The following is a 21,282-nucleotide window of genomic DNA, read 5'->3' on the forward strand; positions in this document are numbered from 1 at the left end:
ACTTAAACCTATAGAAGGTTCATTTGATTACTGGTTAATTCAGAAAATGACTCTCCCAGAAACATTACAATACCATCGACAATGGGCGCAATCTGGCGTTCTAGATAGAGGTCATAATCCAGTGGAGAAACCAGGCACTCCGTTGGCTCAGGGCCTCGAACAGTATAGGCATATTCAACCCAGCCCCGGTTTTGGTAGCGAGGCCGTCTACCTTGTTGTTGTAGCCAGTCATCCGCTTTTCTGGCGGCTTGTACATGTGGAGGGATATTCTTTTGATAGTCCGCCAATTTGCGGCGAAGACGTTTGCGGAACAAGAGCTTCTGGTCATGTCGGCCTTCTCTGATCTCTTTGACGGTTTGTAATACGAACTCTTTATATGGCTGGCCTGTAAAAATACGTTCATAAAGTAACCGCTGGAACTCCCTTGCCAGTGGCGTCCAGTCAGTGCGAACATTTTCAAGGCCTTTAAACACCAGTTTATAGGGGGGCTCGTCTGTGTTACCGGGCTGAGTTGGTGGCGTTTTTATCAGGCCTGCATAACGCTTTTTGGTACCCTGGTTTGAGCCTCTCATGGTAGGCATTAAGAATTTTGAATAGTGATTTTCATACTCCAGTTCAAGCGCGCTATCGAGTTTGTATTGCTGTGCTAAATGGTTGCTCCACCACTGGTTAACCTGTTTCACTAGCTTGTGGCCGATCTCATCTGCCTCAGCGTTTGAAACCGGGTGCTCAATCCAGACAAATATGGAGTCGGTATCACCGTAAATAACGTGGAACCCCTGGTTTTCGATCAACGTTCGCGTCTGATTCATGATGGCATGCCCTCTAAGGGTGATCGAGCTTGGAAGGCGAGGGTCAAAGAATCGACAACCGGGTGTGCCCATCACACCATAGAATGAGTTCATGATGATTTTTATCGCTTGTGATAGTGCACTATTATTGTGTTGCTTGGCGTTATCCCTGGCATGCCAAAGTTTTTCGATAAGTGTTGGCAGAATGCTCTGTTCTTTTTTGAAGTACGCGCTGCGATAGCCTGGAGAGTATCGTGATATATCTTTTAGCGGCTCCGGGGTGTGTTCATCGTCGTCACGCCAAAGTGCGTCTGCCTCAGCTAGCCCGTAAGGGTCAATTTTGAATGAGCGAATGATGCTTGGGTACAGGCTTTTAAAATCTAACACAATCACGTTTTCGTAAAGCCCGGGCATCGAGTTCATGACGTACCCGCCAGGGCTGCCTACGCCTTGTGGGTTCTTTGGCAGATTGGGGGCAACATAGCCCTGCCGGTGAAGGCGGGGTAAATAGAGGTTTTCAAATGCGGCGACGGAGCCGCCAACTCTGTCAAGTGCGAGGCCTGTCAGCCGAGCGCGCTCTATGGCGAAATTGACCAGATCGGTTTTTGCAAAGATATCCCAGACCAGTTTACAGTCTTCAAGGTTATAGGCTGCCAGTGCGGGCTTGTCTTCGTTAAATAATCTGATGATCTCTTCACCCCGGTCATCAGGGTCGTGAATCAGCTTGCCTCTACCTAGCAGGTGCTGGCCTACATACTCCAATGAAAAGCTCTCGAAGTGGTAGGTGGCTGAACGTAAAGTGTCGATGCCATCCAGAACAGCTCTACCAGGAACCAGCACAAAATAGTGTTTGTCTTCCTCATTCTCGTTGTCTCGGTTACCCGATGTTCTCCACTCAACAGGCTCACGATTTCTACCGAGGCTAAATGGAATACCGAGTGCTTCGCACTTTCGGGCAAGAAACCTGAGGTCGAAGTTAATACAGTTCCAGCCAATCAGAATGTCTGGGTCGTACTGTTCGATCCAGTTAAGGAAGCCATGGATTAAATCTGATTCAGTCGCGAAATATGTACAGTGATCTGTTGTTGGGCCGTTGCCTCGCATCAGCACGGTTTTCCTCGTTGCACTATATAACGCAATAGAGTAGAGGTGATCACCGGTAAACGATGTTTCAATATCAAATGATACGACATTGAAGCGTGGGGTGAACTGGCAGGGCTTTAGCTTGGTGTTGAGCAGGTTCTCGCCGGCTTCTGCCTCAAAGGTAACAGGGCCAGTGATAAACCTTTCCATCAAGTAGCGGTCGGGCGCTTTTATATCCGCTTCGAGAGCGGTTATACCTGCCTTTTCCAGCCGCTTTTGGGCGTCCCGCATATTTTTTAATGAGGGAAAGTAGAATGCCGAAACCGGCTGTTGATCGAATGTTTTTAGCGGTAACGCGCGACGTCTATAAGAGATGTTCTGGCATAGCTGACTGGCTCGAGAGTCGTGCCGTGATTCGATAAAAAAAATAGCGTCTTGCTGATGGTGTATAACGAGTTGGGGGCCTGATGGCGTATGAATCCAGAATCTGAGCTCTAATGTTGGCTTGCCATTATAATAGTGATCTTTCCATTGGCGGGTCAGTACGAAACCGTTGAAGACTGTCATTATTATCGCTTGTTGGTGGTGGCTAGCCTTTTGTGTGCTCTAGCTTTGATTTACTCGTCTGTTTCACCTGCTATCGGGAAATTAACGCCTATTGTCCACATGGCTCCAGCGGCGCCAAAAAGTGCGATTTCAGACTGAACCCGCTTATATCTAACCCCAATAGATGGCAATATGGCGGGGGCTACGCCAGCCTGATTTAACGGGATCTTATCTTTATACTTCCCATCGTAACCATGCATCAGCCCGCCTACAAGCTTGATATACATAAAATCTTGCGTATGTGGGATTGTCCAGTTGTAACCCAGGTAAGCAAACTGGGAGTTTTGGCCAAAAGAGTTCTTGAAAAATGCCAACCCGCCAAGCCAGTTTGATGCTTTTTGAAGTTCTAAATTGATCAGGTCCTGTTTGTTGTTATGATCATCTTGAGGGTCAAAGTGCACCGTATACAAGCTGGTTTGAAAATAGAACTGATCTCCTTCTTCCAACCAGTCTCCATAAACGTTAATTGAGGTGACACTGAGTACAAAAAGTAGAGAGAGGGCTGCTATATTTTGGATCATTGTTCCGGCTGTTAATGGCAAGTCTAAAAATCGTGGATTATAGACGATTTTTATGGCAATCAATATGAATTTAAGCTGAAATAGTCAACAAACACCCCCATATATTGTTTTAACTATATTTATCAGTGGGTTCCCTTTCTATTACGTGAGGTTTTTTATTTTGACAGCTGTTCATTTTTTGATATTTCTTTGCTCTTGTGCCGCTATTTGGCTTATTTGGAAGCAATTTAAAAAATGGCAGTTTAAAAATCAGCCTTTTCCAACTGAGTGGAACGAGATATTGAATACCAATCTTCCTATCTACTCAAAGCTACCGCAGCCATTAAGGCAGCAACTTGACCATAAGGTCAAATATTTTATACGGGATAAAACGTTCTATGGCTGCGATGGTTTGGTTGTCACCGATGAGATTCGAGTCACTATTGCTGGTCAGGCTTGCCTGTTGCTGCTGAACCGGCCAACTAACCACTACTATAAACTGCACCATATATTGGTTTACCCCTCTTCTTTTGTTGCCTCAAGAAGTGAGCAAAATGAGTCTGGCGTTGTTTCCCACAAGCGGACAGGAATGCTGGGAGAGTCGTGGAGCCAAGGAAAAGTGATTCTTTCATGGGATGATGTGATCAAAGGCGCTAATAACTTTAGTGATGGCCAAAATGTCGTGTTGCATGAGTTTGCGCATCAGTTAGATCAGGAGTCAGGGTCAACCAATGGCGCACCGCTATTGGGGACTCAGTCTAGTTACCAGAGCTGGGCGAAAGTGCTTTCTAAAGAGTTTGAGACACTGCAACGTCAAACAAATTCCGGCTACGGTAGTTTGATTGACCAATATGGGGCAACTAACCCTGCTGAATTTTTTGCGGTGGTGACGGAAACGTTCTTTGAGCGACCGGTTCAACTTCGCCATCGCCACCCAGAGTTATTTGAGGAAATGAAGCTGTTTTATGCGGTTGACCCCACCGAATGGGTTGATTAACGCAAGGCTGTGAAGGCTTACGCACTGTTTTTGTTGGGGGGTGGCGGTGTTCGGTAGATCGTCAACCAGTGTAACCGGGATGTATGGCCGGTTTTATCAACTATTGGGCTATTTTCTACTTTCCTGCTCCAGCACAAAGGGGTAGAGTTTTTGCTCTAAGTGTGGTGATATAAAACCAGCAATAACGTGTAATAAATTAGAGATAGTAAAGCTGTATGCCTAGTCCTCAAAACAAAGCAACTCGGTGGGTGGTCAAGAAACTCGTCGCACCTATTCTTAATGCAGACATACCGGTGACAACCCAAAGAAAAAGACTCAATCGGTTGTTAGGGGTGGTGCCAATGCCTTTAGGCGTTAAATCCAGGCCCTTGCAGATAAGGGATATTCCCGCTTTATGGATTGATGTTAACGCCAAGAATCATCGAGTAATCTTATTTCTCCATGGCGGTGCGTATAACATAGGCTCTATCGATACGCATAAGGAGTATGCGGCTCGTTTGGGGAGATCAGCCAATGCCAATGTTCTTTTAATCGATTATCGGTTAGCGCCAGAGCATCCCTTTCCCGCAGGCCTGGAGGATGCCGAAGCGGCCTATCAATGGTTGTTGATTCAAGGTTATCGAGGCGAAAATATAACGATTTCGGGAGACTCCGCAGGCGGAGGGCTTGCACTGTCAACGGCAATGAGACTGCGAGACGAAGGCGTTGAATTACCTGCTTGTCTCTGCCTAATGTCACCCTGGACGGATTTGACAATGAGTGGAGATAGTGTTCGTGATAACGCGAAAACGGATATTATGCTGAATGCGCAATGGACAAGACAGCTTGCTCACAACTATGCGGGGCCGGATGGTTTGGCAAACCCTTTAGCCTCGCCACTGTTTGGTCAGTTCAAAGGTCTTCCACCCATGCTTACCCATGCTGCGGACGATGAAATTCTGCTGAGTGATGCGGTTAGAGTCACTGATAAGGCAAAGGATGCAGGTGTTGATGCTTCGTTGGAGGTATACCGTCATGTTTGGCATATCTGGCATGCCCATGCCGGAGTTATGCCTGAATCAAAGCAGGCAATGGAAAAGATGGGGCATTTTATACAGCGGCATGCCAACGCTGAGTGAGTATGCCAGGCGAACGCCTGAGAACTGTCAATTATCAATAAAGGCATACTCTCAATAAATTACAACGGCCAACAAAGAGCAACGACCCAGAGGGACTTTCACCAATGACCAAACAATATATTGACCTTATGCAAGAGTTTAAGGCGCCCGTTAATGCGGTGTTTGCAGACCTGACCGATCATGAAAAGTTTGGAACGTTGCTTAAGGCAAAGATAACGAGGGTAGTCGACGGGCAGGATGGCCATCTCAACGGGTTAGGGTCTGTAAGAAAAATTACACCAGTGCCGCTGGCTGACTTTGAAGAGACTGTCGTCACGTTTGAACCCAACAAGCTAATGGAATACGTAGTGAGCAAAGGTAGTCCGATTAAAAACCATATCGGTCGCATGGAGTTTAGTGCCGTTGACTCGCCAGACGGCAGAGAAAACACTCGTGTACGTTATACGATTGAATTCGAGCCTAGGCTTCCGATCCCATTTTTGGGCAGTATTTTAAGAAAAGCCATCGAGATGCCTGTGAAGCAAGGCTTTTCAACGTTAGCGGCCAGTTATCAGTAACAGCCTCATGGCCTGTTTCAGGTTACTGGAGGTTTTCTTGTCCACTTAATTATGGCGTTGGCAACATCCTCAGGTTCAAAAGGCTTGGGGAGGTGGTCATTCATTCCAGCTTCTATGCATCGCACCCGGTCACTATTGAGAGCATTGGCTGTCATGGCAATGATGGGGATATGCTCGAAACTCGGGTTTGCTCTTATCCTTTCTGTTGCTTCGTAGCCATCCATTTCGGGCATTTGGATGTCCATTAATATGGCTGAAAAATCTCCATCGCTTTGGAGTTTTTCTAATCCGATCCGACCATTGTCTGCAAGAACGACCTCCGCGCCATAACTCTTTAATACCTCTTCTGCGATTAGCTGGTTAACGAGATTGTCTTCGACAACCAAAATCCTGAGCCCAGCCATGGGGGCATCGTCATTTTCAGGCGCAAGACTGTGTTCAGGTTGCCTGTCGATAACATCTGTAGAGGGGCGAAAGGAGACGGCAAACGAGAATGTGCTGCCTTCTCCTTCCTTGCTTTGCAGTGTTATTGACCCGCCCATCAGTTCGATCAACCGTTTACTGATGGTCAATCCCAGGCCTGTGCCGCCATATTTTCGAGTCGTCGAGGTGTCAGCCTGTTTAAAGGATGAAAACAGATGCTTTTGGTGTTCCGCGCTAATGCCGATACCTGTATCTGAAATACTGAATAACAGCGAAACGGACGTCTCTGTAATTTGCCTGGTTGATACGGTTACTGAGACGCTGCCACGTTCTGTGAACTTGAGTGCGTTACTGCACAGGTTTAGCAGCACCTGTTCAAGTCGCAATGGGTCTCCTATCAAGCGGGTAGAAAAGTCTTGCGGCCCACTTACCTTAAATCTGATATTTTTATCGTGAGCAGTGTGCTGAAATAGCGTCTCGATTTTGGTTAGCAGCTCATTGAGGTCAAAAATGGTATTTTCCAGCTCCATCTGGCCTGCTTCAATTTTTGAGTAGTCCAGCGTGTCGTTGATCAGATTAAGCAGTGTGTGGGAGGCACTCTTGGCTTTGCTCAAGTAGTCTCGCTGTCTTGAGGTCAGTTCTGTTTTGAGTATGATGTCATTGAGGCCGATGATGGCATTTAACGGGGTTCTAAACTCATGACTCATGTTGGCCAGGAAGTCACTCTTTGCCTGGTTGGCATCTTCTGCTTCTTTTCGTGCCTTGTCGAGTGCTCTGGTTTTGCGTTCGATTTCATCCTGCTTTGCTTCATTAAAGCCGGTGATCAATAAGATAAAGGCCTGTAGCAATATTGCCAGTACAATCCCGCCTGTTAGCACACTCCAGCTGGTCCAGTCTTTAGCTAACAAGTAATATAACTTGTTGGGATAAAAAGATACTTGCCAAACCCTGTCGGCGACCTTTACATCAAACACGTTGCTGAGGTGATTTGAGGAATCGCTGATCGTGGTAAGTATATTGATAGGGTTGTCTGTTTCTGTGATGTCTATGATAGTCAGCTCGATATGGTTTGACTGAGCGAACTCCAGCGCCTGTTTGACTACTTTTTCAGTGCTATAGACGCCGAGAACGTAGCCGGAAACTCTGTCTCTTCGGTCTTTTAAGGTGGCTGGAACACCAAACCCGGAGTGTTCATACAACGGCGAAACGACAATAAAGCCTGGATGGTGCATTACCTCTTGTACTAAATTGATAGGAGGGGAGGCAACCTGCTTACCCGTATCTCTGGCTTGATTCAGCACGCTTTTTCGACCACTGTTTGAACATACGTCGAACCCTAGTGCCTTCTCGTTTCCTTCGTATGGCTCCACATAATACACGGGACAGTAATATTCTCTTGAGGCGGCCTTAGTTAACTCGCCACTCGGTGACAACTCTGTGAACTCAAAGTGAGGGTATCCCTCACTTCTGGCCAGATACTCATAGTTAACTCTCTCGTCTGCGTGAATGATCGGCACCCACTCCAATGCTTGAATCGAGTCATCATTTTCGAGCAATATCTTTGAGAATGTGGTGAACTCCTGTCGATCAACAAATTTGCTGCCTCGATAAATAGCAGTAAGGGCGAGTAGTTTGTTTCTGATCAGCAATGCTTGTTTATCGATTGTTTGGGTGAACTGAGAGGCTTTGTCCTCCAACTCTTGCTGCTGACGTTTATGCTGGTCGTCACGGGAACCTTCAAAGAATGCGGACACGATAATAAATATAATGAGTGACGGCAAAACCACCTGAAAACGTCGGCTATTGTTGAATAATTTTTGGGAGGAAAAGGCGATGATGGTTAGAGGGGCAAAGAATAGTGTGCCAATGGTATCACCCACCCACCATGTAAACCAGGTAAATGGTATTTTTGAAATAGGCACTGTGTCAGTGGTTATAAATGCCACAACGGCTAACGTTGCCGATATCAGGCAGGTAACAGGGCCGGCGATAATGAGAAACGTCAGCGTCTCTTGTTGATTGATGAAGCGCAGTGGAAATGAAATAAACCTGTTGAGGATAAGGTAACCCACCAGTAACTGTATTGCAGCGCCTGATGCCATGATTAATGGCAGTATGAGACTATTAAGGCTCAGCTCTTGTCCGCTGAATATTATATTCAGTGTATTGACGCAAAATGAGCCGATATAGGTTCCTGTAACAGCTGGCGTGACACCCAGCAGAAATGCGCTGGCCAGAGCGATGCCAGCCGCAGGCCATACGGCGGATGCAAACCCTGGCGGGATAGAAAAAAATGAACCAGCGACACCGGCTACCCAGTAAGCTAAGGCAACGATCAGTGTTTTAAACAGTGGCGGAACGTTTTTAATTGGTTGGTGTGTTTCCATCGTACCCTTATGGAAGGAATGCCCACTTTAGGTGGCTGTGTTTTTATTCGTTTCCTTAAGGGTAGCAGAGCTCGGTCTGTAATAAAGTTTCCACTGATTTTATTTAAAGCGTAAGTATTCGCAACCAACTAGAGCTGGCCCTATAGTCGTGCTGCACTGGTTGCCTCTTTTATAGAGTGTGCTTGCGCACCGATAGCGAGTTAGCGAACAATATTATACGTAATGACCTGGGATTCTTCGTAAAATTTGATTTAATCAGATGTTTCTTAACTTTGCTCATGCCTTATTTATCGCTGGCCTCGTCTTATTTTCCTATCTCGCTGTGCTTTTTTGCCCTGTTTTGCCAGCACTCCACCCAGTAGAAATGATGCCTTAGGAAATGCACTTCCGAGTTTAGCTAAAGCGCCCCGGTGCCAGGGGAGGGTTATTTCAATTGGCGCATTGGGAATAACTTCTGAAAATAGTGCTTTTGAAATATTCTCCACGGTCAGAGGTTCTGGGCCTGAGAACGTTAGTGCGGCTTCATCATAATCTTCTTGAAGATCCAGCATCGGTGTTTGGATCGCATCTGGGCAGATCACTGTTACCTGAACGCCATGGGGCTTGAGTTCTTGGGCTAGTGCAAGCGAGAACCCCCTAACTGCAAATTTAGATGTGCTATACAGCGCAATGCCTGGGATAGGTGCAATGCCAGCCAGTGATGCGATATTGATAATATGTCCGCAGCCTGCTTTCACCATATGTTTGGCTGCAAGTTGGCTGCCCAATATTAGCCCTTTGACATTAATATCAATATGGCGGTCTACTTCATTGCTGTTGGTTTCATGTATATAGCCAGGTTTAAGATATCCCGCGATATTAAGCAGTCGGTCAATACGGCCCCACTGCTTAATTGCTATATTGTAGGTCGCCTGCCAGTCTTTATCGGATGTGACGTCAAGCTTGGCTATCAGCGCGTTGCTGCGGTTCCACTTATGCTGACTTGCAAGGCGCTCAAGCTCTTCAATATTGATATCTGTGGCGATGACACGATAGCCTAGTTTTAAAAACTCGCCAGTCAAGTGAAGGCCAATGCCGCTGGCACTGCCTGTTAACCAGATTACGTCATTACTCATTGCCCAGCTCTCTCATGCTTTGTGCCAATACGTTTATTAACGCGTATTCAATGCGGCGTTATTTTTTTGTTGTACTTTGGATATCAATTTGGCCATAGCTTAATTCACCAAATGAAAAGGTTGGTTTCAGGCCAGGGAATCCCCAATAGGCAGTGAGTTCTGATGACGGCACGAAATTACAGAAGTCGGGGTTTCTGATTGAGGGGCCTGCTACCGTTTTCTCCAGAATCATCGATATGTACTGGTCAAGCCCGCCCTCCTGAGTATTACCATTTAGAATGACTTCCATTCCACTTTCAAGCGCATACTTTCTTACACCCGGAATAGCAGACTGCAAAGGGCTGTAGCTATCGGCAGAAACACCGTTTTCACTGGTGACTAAAAGCCCGTCAGGCGTATGGGCTACCAGTGAATGATTCCCCTCTGTATGACCTGGGGTCTGTATTAAGGCAACGCTATCGCCAAGCATGACACTTGAGTCTAACAACACCAGTTTATTCGGGTTCACCCCTTCAATGCCGTGAGGGCAGTACCACTCTTTTTGCGGGGGGAGTAAAGATAGTGTCGAGTCCCACTCTTGCTTCATAACCAGCAGCTTTGCGTTTGGAAACAGTCCTGGTGTATCACCGCTGCCCAGCCACTTTCGAATATCTTGCGTGTGTAGGTGGTCGTAAGAAATGAAGTCGATTTGCTCGGGCTTGATGCCGGTTTGCCTAAGGGCGTCTTCTACATGGTTGTAAACAGGGGCCATAAATTTCTCCATCGGCCCTGCTAACGGACCCCAGGAATTCCCTAGCCTTTTGAAAAAAGGTGTTTCTTTGTTTCCATCGATATCAGACGGCGAAAAAAGCAGTGTTTTTAATCCTTCAGTTGTTTGGTATTGAATAATGAATAGCCGGTTCATGATATGCATAAACGGGGAGGCCACTTTGGCAGCATTGTATAGACCATATCAGGTAGGGTAAGGAGTCCTAATCAGGTTTATGCTTCGATAACAGGTCACCTTTTTGTCCAGGCTCAGCATATAGTCTCTAAATGCATGAGCTGCTGCGCGAACGGAATCCAGGCGGCTTTGGGGGTGACTATCTGTCCGGGTGTTATCGAAGTGTTTAACTTTTTTAATACCAAGTGCGGCAAGCTGACTTTCAGTTGCGGTCTTGGTCGCGGTTACTATGTTTGAAGCGCTACCTGTACGGACTTTAGAGCTCATTTGATACCCCTTTCCTGATGAAGCCGCTATCTGCGAATTATCACGGTTAATATTATTTTTATGGAGATACTGAATATGTTGTCTAATATAAATGAATTAATGTTCATTTAATTTTGTTACTGTAGAGTAATCTTCCAGTTCGAGTCAAATACTTTAATAGGAACACTCCGGTTACAGGGAGGAGAAAATAAAACTAAGCCATAGCCCTGAGTGGGGGGCTTGTGTTGTGTGGCATTGCAGCCAGTGCTACTGCAATACCGCCTTGATAATCAGCGAGAGCTGTTGCTCGACTATTTGTTGCTTGTCAGGTTGCTGATAACGATTGTCTATTAAGCTAATATCGTCATTCGTAATGTAAGGGAATATCGATGAATTGCTATTCATGATAAGCCCATGCATCGAATTGATTAAAAAAAGGTAGCGCTGTAGCGCGGCTTCGGTGTTATCTTTGAGGTGGGAGGGGAGCGCGTGAATGAGTATCTCTTTTAGCAAGCTAAGAGAGGTTAGCGCAATATCCAGCTCCTGTTTGGCGAGCGGTTCAAATTCAGACCCTATGTAATGGCTAAACACCTTTGGTGGGCGCGTTACCAGTGTATAGAGATCAAAGTGGCTGCTGGCATAGAGATAATAGCTCTGTAATGAAACTCGAAGTTGTTCTGTTGCAGAGAGGTTTTGTGCTAAGCCTGACTCGATTGAAGCCATGACTTCTTTAAAAAACTGAATCTCCAGTTCGAGAAATATGGCGTCCTTCCCGGCATAGACGGTGTAGATTTTACCCACTGACATATTGAGCTCAGTGGCAAGCGCTTTCATTGTTAAGGCGTCAAAGCCTTTTTTTTGAATGATCTGCTGCGCTTTGGTCAGAATCTGTTCGCGGATTAGCTCAGGGTTAGGTTTTGGGCGTGCCATAATTTTGTCTGAACGAGTGATTGGGTGCCGACAGTGGGTGCCATAGTAGCCCGACTTCGCCACTTTTAAAACTATTGATTTGCCGATTATTGATGTGAGTATTAAGGGTTATTAGAGTTCTGTTATCGAGGTGTACCACCTCTGCAAAATACACGATCAGGATGCTGCCAGGGTATAGCCGATACTCATGACCCTTATGCGCTTGCCTGTCAGGGACTAAAAACTAAAACCAAACTGTTTTGTTGAATAAATAAAGCCTTTGGTTCCTTGTTCTGAAAATCGATCAATAACGCCGCCACGGTAGGCTGAGCGCAAAATTTTATTAACGACTTGTCTTGAGAGCTTTAGAGAACTGGATAAAGCTTCAGATGTGTAAGTCTTGCCTGGCCGCATATGGCCAATAACCGCTTGCTCGTTGCCGGTCATTTTAACTTTCTCTCTTTTGTGATCTTTTATTTTGAGACCTTTTCACAGCTACTGTGCTTGCGAATACTGCGTTAATAAATGACTCAAAATGGTGCGCTCTCCTAGGTCGACCGAGACTTATTAAGTATAAACTCCGCTTTTTCGTCATTTTTTGCCTTGTCTATGCTGCGCTCGTAATGCCGTGTAAAGGTCTCATTTTGAGGCGTTTTTGAAAAGGGCGCGGATATTACCGTAGTTAACGGGTGTTGTCTTTCTCTTTTTTCATCCGTTTCGCATGACCCCATATGAGCGGCTTTAATCTACCGATAATGAATTCTTGTGCCATTATTAAAGAGATAACTTAGCCAAGGGGAATCTATGTGCACATTACATTGTGCATAGGTTGCTTTATAAAGAACAAAAAGGGTGAGGGTGGTATGAGTGATCCGGAATCTGCGTTGCGGCAAGATAGTATTATCATACGATTATTGTCTTCAATGCCTAATCATGTAAAAGATAGTTTCACCGAAGAGCAACTGGCGCACTTGAAACTTGCAGTCGGTTCTCGCCATTGGGATTCACACTCTGTTGATCTTCGCGGTACCTTCAAACCATGGCGCACCCGGTATTATTATGTTTTCTTGCTGGGCAGGAACAATCGCGACGCAAGCCGATGGCAGAAACAGTTATCCGGGTTTATTACCATGCTTATATTCAGTACGTTTATTTTGTTCTCGGTGTTGTTCGGGCTATTAGTGCTTTACCTCATTAAATCGGCACTGGGTATTAATCTGTTTAAAGGATTCTCGTTAGGTATCTGGGATTGGTTCAAGGGGCTTTTCCGCTGAAAGGCTTGTATGTTTCCTTCAGTTTCGCGATGACATTTTGCACTGATTTGAAAGCGAACGCATGCAACGTAATCTCATCGAGTGGCACCCAGCGATACTCACTTATATCATCATTTGCTTGCATACCCTCAAAACTGTCAATTTCACACATAAAAAATACATCGCAGGTTGTGTACTCGACATTATTGTAGAGATAGCGGTTTGAGCCTGACGAAAAGTACCTCATCGATGACGGGCTGATAGATAGCTCCTCATCAAGCTCTCGCTTTAGGGCTTGCTCTAAAGACTCATCCGGGTCAACAAAGCCGCCGGGTAAATCCAGTAGCCCTTGACCCGGCGCTCTGGCGCGAACGCCGGTTAATAGGTCACCGTCTTTCTCAATAAGCGCGCCCACTGCCGTTGCTGCATTAAAAAAGAATTCGTAGTGGCATGCCTTACAGCGATACACTTTGTTGCCATCGAACTCAAAACTCTGCAACCCACAGTTAGGGCAGTGAAGCATTAGATTTTCCTTATTGCCAAAATAGGTGATGTTGTTTGCGCCCAGACACTTGTGTGTATCTACCTTGGCATTAATAGCCAGGGGAACTCAATGGGCGGTCAAGACCGTTTTTCAAGTTCCAGATTATACTCGCCTTTACGGGCAATGCTATTCAGCCTGGCTCGTTTTAGCAGTGCATCTTGAGCGGCGGCAGTGTTTTCATGTTTGCCTTGCCAGGCTTTTAAGCAAGGCTGCTGCAAGGCGCGGCCATAAGATATGCTAAGTTGCCACGGCGCCTGATCTTTTAGCTGGTTGAGTGCATTAAGATTTTCTGTCGCTTCCACTGGCGTTTGGCCGCCGGACAGAAAATTAATACTGGGCACCGCAGCAGGCACGGTTCTTCTAAGTACATTGAGTGTTGCTTCGGCCACTTCGTGAGGTGGTGCCTTGCTTGATAAAGACGCTCCCGGTGTGACCATGCTAGGTTTGAGGATTATATGTTCGAGTACCACGTTGTGTTGATGAAGAGCATGAAATACGGCGTGCAGTACCTGTTGTATAACCTCTTTGCAGCGGCGGATATCATGGTCTCCATCCATTAATACTTCTGGTTCCACAATCGGAACGATACCCGAGGCTTGGCAGGTTGCAGCGTATCGCGCCAACATTTCAGCATTCGCCGTGAGCCCCAATTGCGTGGGGTTATGGGCTGTTATCGGATATACCTCACGCCATTTGGCAAAACGCGCGCCTAGCTCTTTATAACGCGTTAACCGATCTTCCAAACCATCCAGGCCATAGGTAATCATATCTCCAGGCGCACCGGCTAATGGCCCTTTACCTTTATCGACCTTGATACCAGGAACAATATTCTGATTCCACGCCACCTCTGCCAATGGGGTGCCCTTTTCATTGCTTTGGGTGAGTGTTTCTTCAAATAAGATTACGCCGCTAATATACTCCCCTAAACCGGGGGTCGATACCAACAGTGAGCGGTATTCGCGTCGGTTTTCTTCGGTGGACTCCGTTTCAATTGAGGCAAATCGTTTCGCAATAGTAGGAGCGCTTTCATCCGCAGCCAGTATGCCCCTTGTTTCATCTACCATATCTTCAATGGTGCTCTGAAGCTCTTTGGTGACGCTCATGGTATTTCCTCCGTGACAGGATTGCGGTTTCTACCCACTTTAAATACAGGTTAAGTCACGTTTAATAATAGGCTAGAACACTCGATTATGCAGTGTTGACCGGAACACTAAAATAGTACCTCAGTGCAGCTACAACCCGACCTCAGGGGCGTTTTGTTCTATTGATATAGCAAAATAAAATTATATTCCCGTGATGCATTCAATTTTAAATATGACAAGAATCAATTAAAGTAGGCGCGCGAGTAAATAAAAACATGAACTAAACAACAATAAGGCAAAGGAAATCCAATGAACGCAGCTCAGACCATCTATACAACCCCTTTAGAAAAACTCTATCAATGGACAAACACATCACCTGATAGAGTGTTCTTGAAACAGCCTATCAATGGTGAATATAAGAACTTCACGTGGGGCGAAGTGAATAACCAGGCACGCAGGATTGCGTCAGCATTGCTTGGCTTAGGTCTGGAGAAGGGAGATCGTGTTGCAGTTTTAGCAAAGAACTCAGCAGAGTGGTTTATCACTGACTACGCGATTCAACTGGCCAGCCTGGTCAGTGTGCCACTTTATCCACTACAAACCGCTGACTCGATAGAGTATGTGATTAAACATAGTGGCTCTAAAGCCATCATTATCGGCAAACTTGATGATGCAAAAAGCATGGAGCCGGGCATACCAGATGGTGTAACCCGCATTGGTATGCCCTATGCGATTGATATGAAAATCGAGCATAAGTGGAATGACCTTCTTGCTCAGTACCCGCCGATTGATGAGTCACCGGTGCATGGCATGGATGACTTGATGACGTTGATCTACACCTCTGGAACAACGGGTAACCCTAAAGGTGTTATGCACACCTATGGCAGCTTTAGCTTTGGGGCTCAAAACGCAGCAGAAACACTCAATATAAACCCGTCTGACCGCTTTCTGTCGTTCTTGCCGCTATCTCATATAGCGGAGCGTTTTATGGTTTTGGGCTGCTCTACATATGGTGGTGCACAGGTTTCATTTGTAGAGTCGCTTGATACGTTTGCAGAAAACTTACAAGCAACCCGCCCAACCGTGTTCTTCGCTGTTCCTCGCTTGTGGAAAAAATTCCAGCAGCAAATCAGTGCAAAAATGCCAGAGAAGAAACTTAACAAGCTATTGCGCGTTCCTCTGCTGAATGGAATTGTTCGCAAGAAAATCAAAAAAGCACTGGGACTCAGTGAAGCGCGGATGGTTGTGTCAGGTGCTTCTCCAATTGCGCTGAGCCTGTTGGAATGGTACGCCAAGATCGGAATTGATATTAACGAAGGCTACGGGATGACCGAAAACCTTGCGTATGGTCCGGCTATTAATATGCCTAATGCAGTTAAGATTGGTAGTGTTGGATCAATCAAAGCGCTGCCCCACAGCGAAGTTAAAATCACCGACGAAGGCGAAATTATTGTTCGCTCACCTTCACTGATGACGGGCTACTATCTGGAGCCGGAAAAGACAGCTGAAACTATCCGCGATGGTTGGTTGCATACAGGTGACCGTGGCGAAATCGATAGTGATGGCTATCTGACAATAACCGGACGAGTAAAAGATGTCTTCAAAACCAGTAAGGGCAAGTTCGTTCAACCCAATAAGATTGAAGGTCTTTTGCAACGTGAAACCTGTATTGAACAGATTTGCGTAGCAGGCTCTGGTGAGTCACAACCTTTCGGCCTTATTGAACTGTCAGAAGATGCCAAAGCCAAAGCGTCGACCCCTGAAGGTGCAAAAGAGATCGAAGATCGAATCATGAGCACCTTGGCTGACGTAAATAAAGAGCTTGAGCATCACGAGATTGTCGAGCGTATATTTGTCATTGATGACGTGTGGACGCCCGAAAACGGCATGTTAACGCCGACGATGAAAATAAAGCGGAACGAGGTTGAAAAAAGGTACTCGGCGCTAAATGAAAAGTATCGTGATACTAAAACTCGTTTCGTATGGGAAGCTGAAGCGCTGGTATAGGGCACAAAGCAACCATACTCTGACCGTTGAGAGGGAGGCATAAACGGCTCCCTCTTCAATATGCCAAAAACAGTGCCTGATTTTTGTCAGGCGCTGCTAGCTACCTTAAGCGGATAAATATAGAATGATATTTTTGCGCGACCACTGCGCTTACAAATACAGCGTTAAAAAATGACTCAAAATGGTGCGCTCTCCTGGGGCGACCGGGACTATATTACATATATACTGCGCTTTTTCGTCATTTTTTGACTTGTCTTTGCTTCGCTCATAACGTCGTGCAAAGGTCTCAGAATAGTAGAAAAATTTAATAGAGAAGTTAGCTTAAATGGATACCCCTTTTTCAGACCGTATAACCGATGTTCCCCAGTCTTTTATCCGCGAAATACTTAAGGTCGCTATGGACCCGACGGTTATTTCTTTTGCGGGTGGTTTGCCTAACAGAGACTTGTTCCCTATTGAAGAAATCAAACAAGCGACCAATAAGGTGTTAGACGAACACGGTGCTGATGCGCTTCAGTATAGTAATACTGAGGGTTATCCAGAGTTAAGGCAGTATATTTCTGATCGTTACCGTGACAAGCAGGGGATCGATGTCCCAATAAAGAACATACTGATCACCAATGGCTCTCAACAAGGTTTGGATCTGTTAGGCAAAACACTGCTTAATGAAGGGGATGACGTGGTTATCGAAGAACCAGGTTATCTGGGGGCGATTCAGGCGTTTTCAGTGTATCGTGCACGCTTTAACCCGGTGCCCGTTTCAGAGGAAGGGTTAAACGTAGAGCGCCTAAAAGGCGTTATGCTATGCCGAAAGCCAAAACTGTTATATACGGTGCCTAATTTTCAGAACCCATCGGGTATATCGTATAGCGAACAAAACCGTCTTGATGTGGCCGACGTTTTGAGAGGAACATCGACATTCCTGGTTCAGGATGATCCATACGGGGATTTGCGTTTTGCGGGAGTTGAGAAAACCTCGTTTAAAAAACTGATTCCTGATAATACGGTTGTATTGGGCTCGTTTTCGAAAACAGTGGTGCCTTCGTTCCGGTTGGGCTGGATGGTGGCTCCCGATGCGCTTATGGAAAAACTGGTTATTGCTAAACAAGCCGCTGACCTGCATACAAACTATTTTTCGCAGCGCATTATTCACCAGTTTTTGCTGGATAATGATATAGATGCTCATATCGCAGAAATTACCAATGTTTATGGTCGCCAACGTGCAGCAATGATTAAAGCAATTGATGAGCATTTTCCTAAAGAGGTTGTGATTACACATCCTGAAGGGGGCATGTTCTTGTGGGGCGAACTGCCTGAGGGGTACTCGTCGATGGCGCTATTTGATATGGCAATCAAGGATAAGGTCGCATTTGTACCAGGGCAGCCTTTCTATGTTAGCCGCGAAGAAGTTAATACATTCCGTCTGAACTTCTCAAGCGTTGATGAAGCAACCATAGAAACGGGTATGGCCAGATTGGGCAAAGCGATCAAAGCGTTACTATCTGCTTAAAATGACGGCGCTAACTGAACTTCAAGCGCGCATGATAGAGTCAGTTAGGATTAGCATTGATGCTGCTAATGATTATTTTAATCAGTCGTTAGTGGTGCCAGATGTTCGTTTTGACCTGAGAGGAAAGAGTGCAGGGCAGGCTCGATTTGAATACGGGCGAGCTTATGGCCTAGTAAAAAAAGCTAAGCCGGTGATTCGCTTTAACCGTTTGCTAATGGAAGAAAACCCTCTTGCATTTGTAAATGAGGTCGCGCCTCATGAAGCTGCACACGTTATTGCCAATCAGCTTTATGGTCGGAATATTAAACCTCATGGCCCGGAGTGGCAGATGATTATGCGTTCTGTCCTGAATGTTGAGCCCTCTGTGACTCATCAATTCGATATATCAAGAGCCTCGCCAAAGCCTTATGTATACCAGTGTAAATGCCCGGGGTTAACTCACTCATTATCAGCTATAAGGCACAACAGGGTGCAGCGGCAAAAGTCTTCGTACCTTTGCCGCAAATGCAGCAGCAGGCTCGACTATACTGGTCAGACGGCTTAGCTTACAGGGATTGGCTGCAGTGCATCATTTTTGGCTGCTTTGGTTTTAGGCACCAACTGAGTCCCTTGCAAAATAGCTAAAACCGTTTTGGTAATCGAAATATTTCTCGTACAAACATACCATTTTGTTTCGTCTCCGCGATAGCGGGTTTTATGATAGGCCAGCGGCTTGAATGCATAGAGGGTGTTACCATTTTCAAATAGAAACTTCTGTATAACCCTTAGTGCTGGTCGATCATTATCCTCTTTTTCGATATTGTAGAGCGGCGATATGCCTAGTGATAATTGTTGAATGCCCTCACTTCTAAAAGTGTTGATCGCTTCGAGTATAATGTAGTCAAGCAGGTCTGATGGTTTCGCAGTTGGGTCTTTACGAATGATATTGGCGCAATATCCGATGATCTTTCCATTTTTAAAATAGGGATCAAAAAAAACATAGCCAAGCAGTTTCTCACCCTGAAAGCAGTAAAACTTTCTGACTTTCCATTCATTTCTGAATGCAGGTGGCCGAGTCAGCAGCTTTAGTTCTCGACTATTGACCGCTTTCTGTGCTCTCCACTGCTCGGAAATTTGATGTACAGCATTTTGGTCAATGTCTTCCCAGTCTAACTCTCTCACACTCAAACCGTGGCGCTTGCCAAGATTTGCTGCATGCCGCAAGTGCTTCTTCTCCTTTCCCTTCACTTCAAAATGACTCAGATTGATAGAAAACTCTGTGCCCATTTGGTTTAACCGATACCCATGTTGCTGTAAGCAGGATGCAACCTCTTTGTCGACACCCATAAATATGGTTTTGCCTGGTGTGTTTAACAGAAACGAAGCTGTCAGTTCTGACAGTTGCGAGCTACTGCATATTGGGTTACAGAACACGATATTGACTCGACCTAACACCGTGCTCTGCTTGCGAAAAGCGATGTAGCCGCGCGCCTTGTCGCCGAAGGTGCTCACACCGGGTTGCAGAGTGAAGTAAGCGCTTGATTGGTTACCATAGTTTGATAGAAACTGTTGTTTTTCTTTTATAGATAGATGCTCAAATATACTGGGCGCATCGTTCACTAACTGAAGTGCTGGTTTTTCTTGCGGCGTGTTTATCTGTGTTGTATTGAGTTCGGCGGTGGCGGAGATCATGCGTATATCCTCGTTCTATCCGTTTGATTTTTATTCTTGTTATCCCTGTATTTCTCTTGAATAAGGTTAATGGAGTAAGGGGGCGTAATAACCCTCTAAAAGGACTACTCCTTAAAATTAAATTGAGACATAGGTCATAAAATTTAATGCTGAGTGCAAAACAGCATGTTGCGACTTTTTCCTGGCCCATACTGGAAATTTCGCCTATCAATAGGCGATAGACAATAAAGGTGGCTTGGGAGGGCTGCTTAATAGAGCTTAATGATGGCCTTTCCGTACTGGCAAAAAATGACGGTGTTGACTTATGTTATTTGAGCATAAGGGGCGGTCTTGGGTTTAGTGTGTGCTACGTAGGCCTATCTCTCCGCCCTGAGTCTGCTTAAGCCAGTGACGTGACAGTTGATGTTCCAGTTATAGCTCAGGGTTGGCTCTATGCTGGTGCCTTCCGGAATGTCTTGCTTATAGCGTCGAACAAACTCTTCAACTCCCCCGTGTGGTTGAAAGTCAGCGGCAAACCACTTGAAGATTTTTGAAACGTACAAGGTGTCACCTTTTAAATGGCTTCCTTTATAGTCCTGCTTTAAAAATGTTACGACTTGGTCATCGAGTTGTTGGTCAAGGTGACCTGCTCTGTAGGCTTCTGTCCTCAGGTTAGGGCAACTCATTGATGCGCAGTTCATAGCAAAATGCACGCGTGGCTCACCAAATTTCCGGAGAATTTCGTGTTCTATCTCTCCTAGCGTGACGCTTTTCCCATCAATTGCACCCGCTGGCTTGTCCCAGACGGGTTCGAAAAGCCCACCCAGAGAGCTGATTTTTTTTAGTGGCCAGTGTTCTGTGACCATATTGATGGCCAGAATATTATAAGCGTTAAGGTAGAATGCGATACGTTGTTCGTTTGAGTCAATTTCGCTAATGGGAAATCGTGACAGGTCAGCAACGAGAGACTTAAACTCAGGCTCGTGGCGAAGTTTGTTGTAGTTAACCATGTTTGCGTCAAGTCGTTGTTTCTTGCTTGCACTAACGTAGTTAACAAGCAATTCGTCATAGCGATCCCACAGTCTATTAAGCTGATGATCCAAGTTGGAGTGCTGTTTTATCACGTCTGATAGTTGCTCCTCCCTATAGACCGATTCGATACCCTCCATATCTTCTGCCATTGCTAATTGTAGTGTATCCCCCTGTTCTGTCGCAGGTTTGGATGAGGAAGGAGGAGAAGCACTGGATAACTGAAAGGGGGCAAGCGTGAAAGCAATGACCATCGCTGCGACTCTAATGAAGGACTGCTGGCTAAGCGCCGCGTGCAACTCAGAATCTGTGATAAAGTGCTTATCGATCAAAATTTGGCCCAGCGGAGCGTTGGTTTCTGATTGCAGCCTTACAGCGTAGTCGAGCTGATTTGGATTGATGAGTCCTTTCTTGACCAGCATTGAACCAATGCGAGAGCGTTTTTTTTGTTGTTGGTAAGAAAGCATTGTGCACCTCCTCTCACCATAATGAGGAAACAACTACATTGTCGTCTAGCGGGCGGACTATGGCG

At 45.8% G+C, this 21,282-nt stretch carries 19 protein-coding genes; 7 read left to right on the plus strand and 12 right to left on the minus strand.

Annotated elements, in window-relative coordinates:
* Positions 1 to 8: 8 nt before the first annotated feature.
* Positions 9 to 2,441 (minus strand): DNA polymerase II, encoded by a 2,433-nt coding sequence (locus MY523_RS02400; protein WP_250657216.1) that lies wholly within the window; start codon positions 2,439 to 2,441, stop codon positions 9 to 11.
* 50 nt (positions 2,442 to 2,491) lie between these two features.
* Positions 2,492 to 3,001 (minus strand): sn-glycerol-3-phosphate transporter, encoded by a 510-nt coding sequence (locus MY523_RS02405; RefSeq protein ID WP_250657217.1) that lies wholly within the window; start codon positions 2,999 to 3,001, stop codon positions 2,492 to 2,494.
* A gap of 145 nt (positions 3,002 to 3,146) precedes the next feature.
* Here MY523_RS02405 and MY523_RS02410 point away from each other — a divergent pair, with 145 nt between their 5' ends.
* From MY523_RS02410 to MY523_RS02420, 3 genes are all read left to right on the plus strand, one after another.
* Positions 3,147 to 3,977 carry a M90 family metallopeptidase gene (locus MY523_RS02410; protein WP_256470513.1) on the plus strand — a complete coding sequence of 277 codons (831 nt, stop codon included), beginning with the start codon at positions 3,147 to 3,149 and terminating at the stop codon, positions 3,975 to 3,977.
* 215 nt (positions 3,978 to 4,192) lie between these two features.
* Positions 4,193 to 5,095, plus strand: coding sequence for an alpha/beta hydrolase (locus tag MY523_RS02415; RefSeq protein ID WP_250657219.1), 903 nt, complete (start codon positions 4,193 to 4,195; stop codon positions 5,093 to 5,095).
* Positions 5,096 to 5,199: 104 nt separating this feature from the next.
* Entirely contained in the window at positions 5,200 to 5,652 is a 453-nt protein-coding gene (locus MY523_RS02420) for an SRPBCC family protein (RefSeq protein WP_250657220.1), read from the plus strand.
* A 17-nt stretch (positions 5,653 to 5,669) separates the two neighbouring features.
* On the opposite strand, the gene MY523_RS02425 is transcribed toward MY523_RS02420, so the two are convergent.
* The 6 genes from MY523_RS02425 to MY523_RS02450 all read right to left on the minus strand — a co-directional run bounded on the left by MY523_RS02425 (position 5,670) and on the right by MY523_RS02450 (position 12,122).
* A complete protein-coding gene (locus tag MY523_RS02425) occupies positions 5,670 to 8,462 on the minus strand; it encodes a CHASE domain-containing protein (RefSeq protein WP_250657221.1) in 2,793 nt (930 codons plus the stop codon).
* Between the two features lie 287 nt (positions 8,463 to 8,749).
* Positions 8,750 to 9,577, minus strand: a complete 828-nt coding sequence (locus tag MY523_RS02430; RefSeq protein ID WP_250657222.1) for an SDR family oxidoreductase — start codon at positions 9,575 to 9,577, stop codon at positions 8,750 to 8,752.
* Between the two features lie 58 nt (positions 9,578 to 9,635).
* A complete protein-coding gene (locus MY523_RS02435; RefSeq protein WP_250657223.1) occupies positions 9,636 to 10,490 on the minus strand; it encodes an MBL fold metallo-hydrolase in 855 nt (284 codons plus the stop codon).
* A gap of 39 nt (positions 10,491 to 10,529) precedes the next feature.
* A complete protein-coding gene (locus tag MY523_RS02440; RefSeq protein WP_250657224.1) occupies positions 10,530 to 10,787 on the minus strand; it encodes a hypothetical protein in 258 nt (85 codons plus the stop codon).
* A 246-nt stretch (positions 10,788 to 11,033) separates the two neighbouring features.
* A complete protein-coding gene (locus tag MY523_RS02445) occupies positions 11,034 to 11,696 on the minus strand; it encodes a TetR/AcrR family transcriptional regulator (protein ID WP_250657225.1) in 663 nt (220 codons plus the stop codon).
* Between the two features lie 216 nt (positions 11,697 to 11,912).
* On the minus strand, positions 11,913 to 12,122 hold the full coding sequence (locus MY523_RS02450; protein WP_250657226.1) for a hypothetical protein: 210 nt from the start codon (positions 12,120 to 12,122) through the stop codon (positions 11,913 to 11,915).
* A gap of 416 nt (positions 12,123 to 12,538) precedes the next feature.
* On the opposite strand from MY523_RS02450, the gene MY523_RS02455 reads away from it, so the two are divergent.
* A complete protein-coding gene (locus MY523_RS02455; protein ID WP_250657227.1) occupies positions 12,539 to 12,949 on the plus strand; it encodes a 3-phosphoshikimate 1-carboxyvinyltransferase in 411 nt (136 codons plus the stop codon).
* On the opposite strand, the gene MY523_RS02460 is transcribed toward MY523_RS02455, so the two are convergent.
* Both MY523_RS02460 and MY523_RS02465 read right to left on the minus strand, forming a co-directional pair.
* Complete coding sequence (locus MY523_RS02460; protein ID WP_250657228.1) at positions 12,930 to 13,451, minus strand: NUDIX hydrolase; 522 nt, start codon at positions 13,449 to 13,451, stop codon at positions 12,930 to 12,932. The genes MY523_RS02455 and MY523_RS02460 overlap by 20 nt on opposite strands.
* Before the next feature lie 98 nt (positions 13,452 to 13,549).
* Positions 13,550 to 14,575, minus strand: a complete 1,026-nt coding sequence (locus MY523_RS02465; protein WP_250657229.1) for a class I fructose-bisphosphate aldolase — start codon at positions 14,573 to 14,575, stop codon at positions 13,550 to 13,552.
* A 288-nt stretch (positions 14,576 to 14,863) separates the two neighbouring features.
* Between MY523_RS02465 and MY523_RS02470 the strand changes: the two genes are divergently transcribed.
* From MY523_RS02470 to MY523_RS02480, 3 genes are all read left to right on the plus strand, one after another.
* Positions 14,864 to 16,561, plus strand: coding sequence for an AMP-binding protein (locus tag MY523_RS02470; protein WP_250657230.1), 1,698 nt, complete (start codon positions 14,864 to 14,866; stop codon positions 16,559 to 16,561).
* A gap of 325 nt (positions 16,562 to 16,886) precedes the next feature.
* Entirely contained in the window at positions 16,887 to 18,071 is a 1,185-nt protein-coding gene (locus MY523_RS02475) for an aminotransferase-like domain-containing protein (protein ID WP_250657231.1), read from the plus strand.
* 1 nt (position 18,072) lies between these two features.
* Positions 18,073 to 18,615, plus strand: a complete 543-nt coding sequence (locus MY523_RS02480) for a SprT-like domain-containing protein (protein WP_250657232.1) — start codon at positions 18,073 to 18,075, stop codon at positions 18,613 to 18,615.
* Here MY523_RS02480 and MY523_RS02485 read toward each other — a convergent pair.
* Both MY523_RS02485 and MY523_RS02490 read right to left on the minus strand, forming a co-directional pair.
* Entirely contained in the window at positions 18,612 to 19,742 is a 1,131-nt protein-coding gene (locus MY523_RS02485) for a DUF2156 domain-containing protein (RefSeq protein ID WP_250657233.1), read from the minus strand. The two genes, MY523_RS02480 and MY523_RS02485, sit on opposite strands and share 4 nt — an antisense overlap.
* A gap of 356 nt (positions 19,743 to 20,098) precedes the next feature.
* Positions 20,099 to 21,217 (minus strand): DUF547 domain-containing protein, encoded by a 1,119-nt coding sequence (locus MY523_RS02490; RefSeq protein ID WP_250657234.1) that lies wholly within the window; start codon positions 21,215 to 21,217, stop codon positions 20,099 to 20,101.
* Between the last annotated feature and the right edge of the window lie 65 nt (positions 21,218 to 21,282).

It is taken from the genome of Alkalimarinus coralli (assembly GCF_023650515.1).
In the GTDB taxonomy this organism is placed as follows: Bacteria; Pseudomonadota; Gammaproteobacteria; order Pseudomonadales; family Oleiphilaceae; genus Alkalimarinus; species Alkalimarinus coralli.

Excerpts from the sequence above, each read along its gene's own strand:
- MY523_RS02400 (WP_250657216.1), bottom strand. The coding sequence starts at position 2,441 with ATGACAGTCTTCAACGGTTTCGTACTGACCCGCCAATGGAAAGATCAC.
- MY523_RS02425 (WP_250657221.1), bottom strand. The coding sequence starts at position 8,462 with ATGGAAACACACCAACCAATTAAAAACGTTCCGCCACTGTTTAAAACA.
- MY523_RS02450 (WP_250657226.1), bottom strand. The coding sequence starts at position 12,122 with ATGACCGGCAACGAGCAAGCGGTTATTGGCCATATGCGGCCAGGCAAG.
- MY523_RS02435 (WP_250657223.1), bottom strand. The coding sequence starts at position 10,490 with ATGCATATCATGAACCGGCTATTCATTATTCAATACCAAACAACTGAA.
- MY523_RS02445 (WP_250657225.1), bottom strand. The coding sequence starts at position 11,696 with ATGGCACGCCCAAAACCTAACCCTGAGCTAATCCGCGAACAGATTCTG.
- MY523_RS02415 (WP_250657219.1), top strand. The coding sequence starts at position 4,193 with ATGCCTAGTCCTCAAAACAAAGCAACTCGGTGGGTGGTCAAGAAACTC.
- MY523_RS02455 (WP_250657227.1), top strand. The coding sequence starts at position 12,539 with ATGAGTGATCCGGAATCTGCGTTGCGGCAAGATAGTATTATCATACGA.
- MY523_RS02405 (WP_250657217.1), bottom strand. The coding sequence starts at position 3,001 with ATGATCCAAAATATAGCAGCCCTCTCTCTACTTTTTGTACTCAGTGTC.
- MY523_RS02420 (WP_250657220.1), top strand. The coding sequence starts at position 5,200 with ATGACCAAACAATATATTGACCTTATGCAAGAGTTTAAGGCGCCCGTT.
- MY523_RS02490 (WP_250657234.1), bottom strand. The coding sequence starts at position 21,217 with ATGCTTTCTTACCAACAACAAAAAAAACGCTCTCGCATTGGTTCAATG.
- MY523_RS02475 (WP_250657231.1), top strand. The coding sequence starts at position 16,887 with ATGGATACCCCTTTTTCAGACCGTATAACCGATGTTCCCCAGTCTTTT.
- MY523_RS02460 (WP_250657228.1), bottom strand. The coding sequence starts at position 13,451 with ATGCTTCACTGCCCTAACTGTGGGTTGCAGAGTTTTGAGTTCGATGGC.
- MY523_RS02465 (WP_250657229.1), bottom strand. The coding sequence starts at position 14,575 with ATGAGCGTCACCAAAGAGCTTCAGAGCACCATTGAAGATATGGTAGAT.
- MY523_RS02485 (WP_250657233.1), bottom strand. The coding sequence starts at position 19,742 with ATGATCTCCGCCACCGCCGAACTCAATACAACACAGATAAACACGCCG.
- MY523_RS02440 (WP_250657224.1), bottom strand. The coding sequence starts at position 10,787 with ATGAGCTCTAAAGTCCGTACAGGTAGCGCTTCAAACATAGTAACCGCG.
- MY523_RS02430 (WP_250657222.1), bottom strand. The coding sequence starts at position 9,577 with ATGAGTAATGACGTAATCTGGTTAACAGGCAGTGCCAGCGGCATTGGC.
- MY523_RS02470 (WP_250657230.1), top strand. The coding sequence starts at position 14,864 with ATGAACGCAGCTCAGACCATCTATACAACCCCTTTAGAAAAACTCTAT.
- MY523_RS02480 (WP_250657232.1), top strand. The coding sequence starts at position 18,073 with ATGACGGCGCTAACTGAACTTCAAGCGCGCATGATAGAGTCAGTTAGG.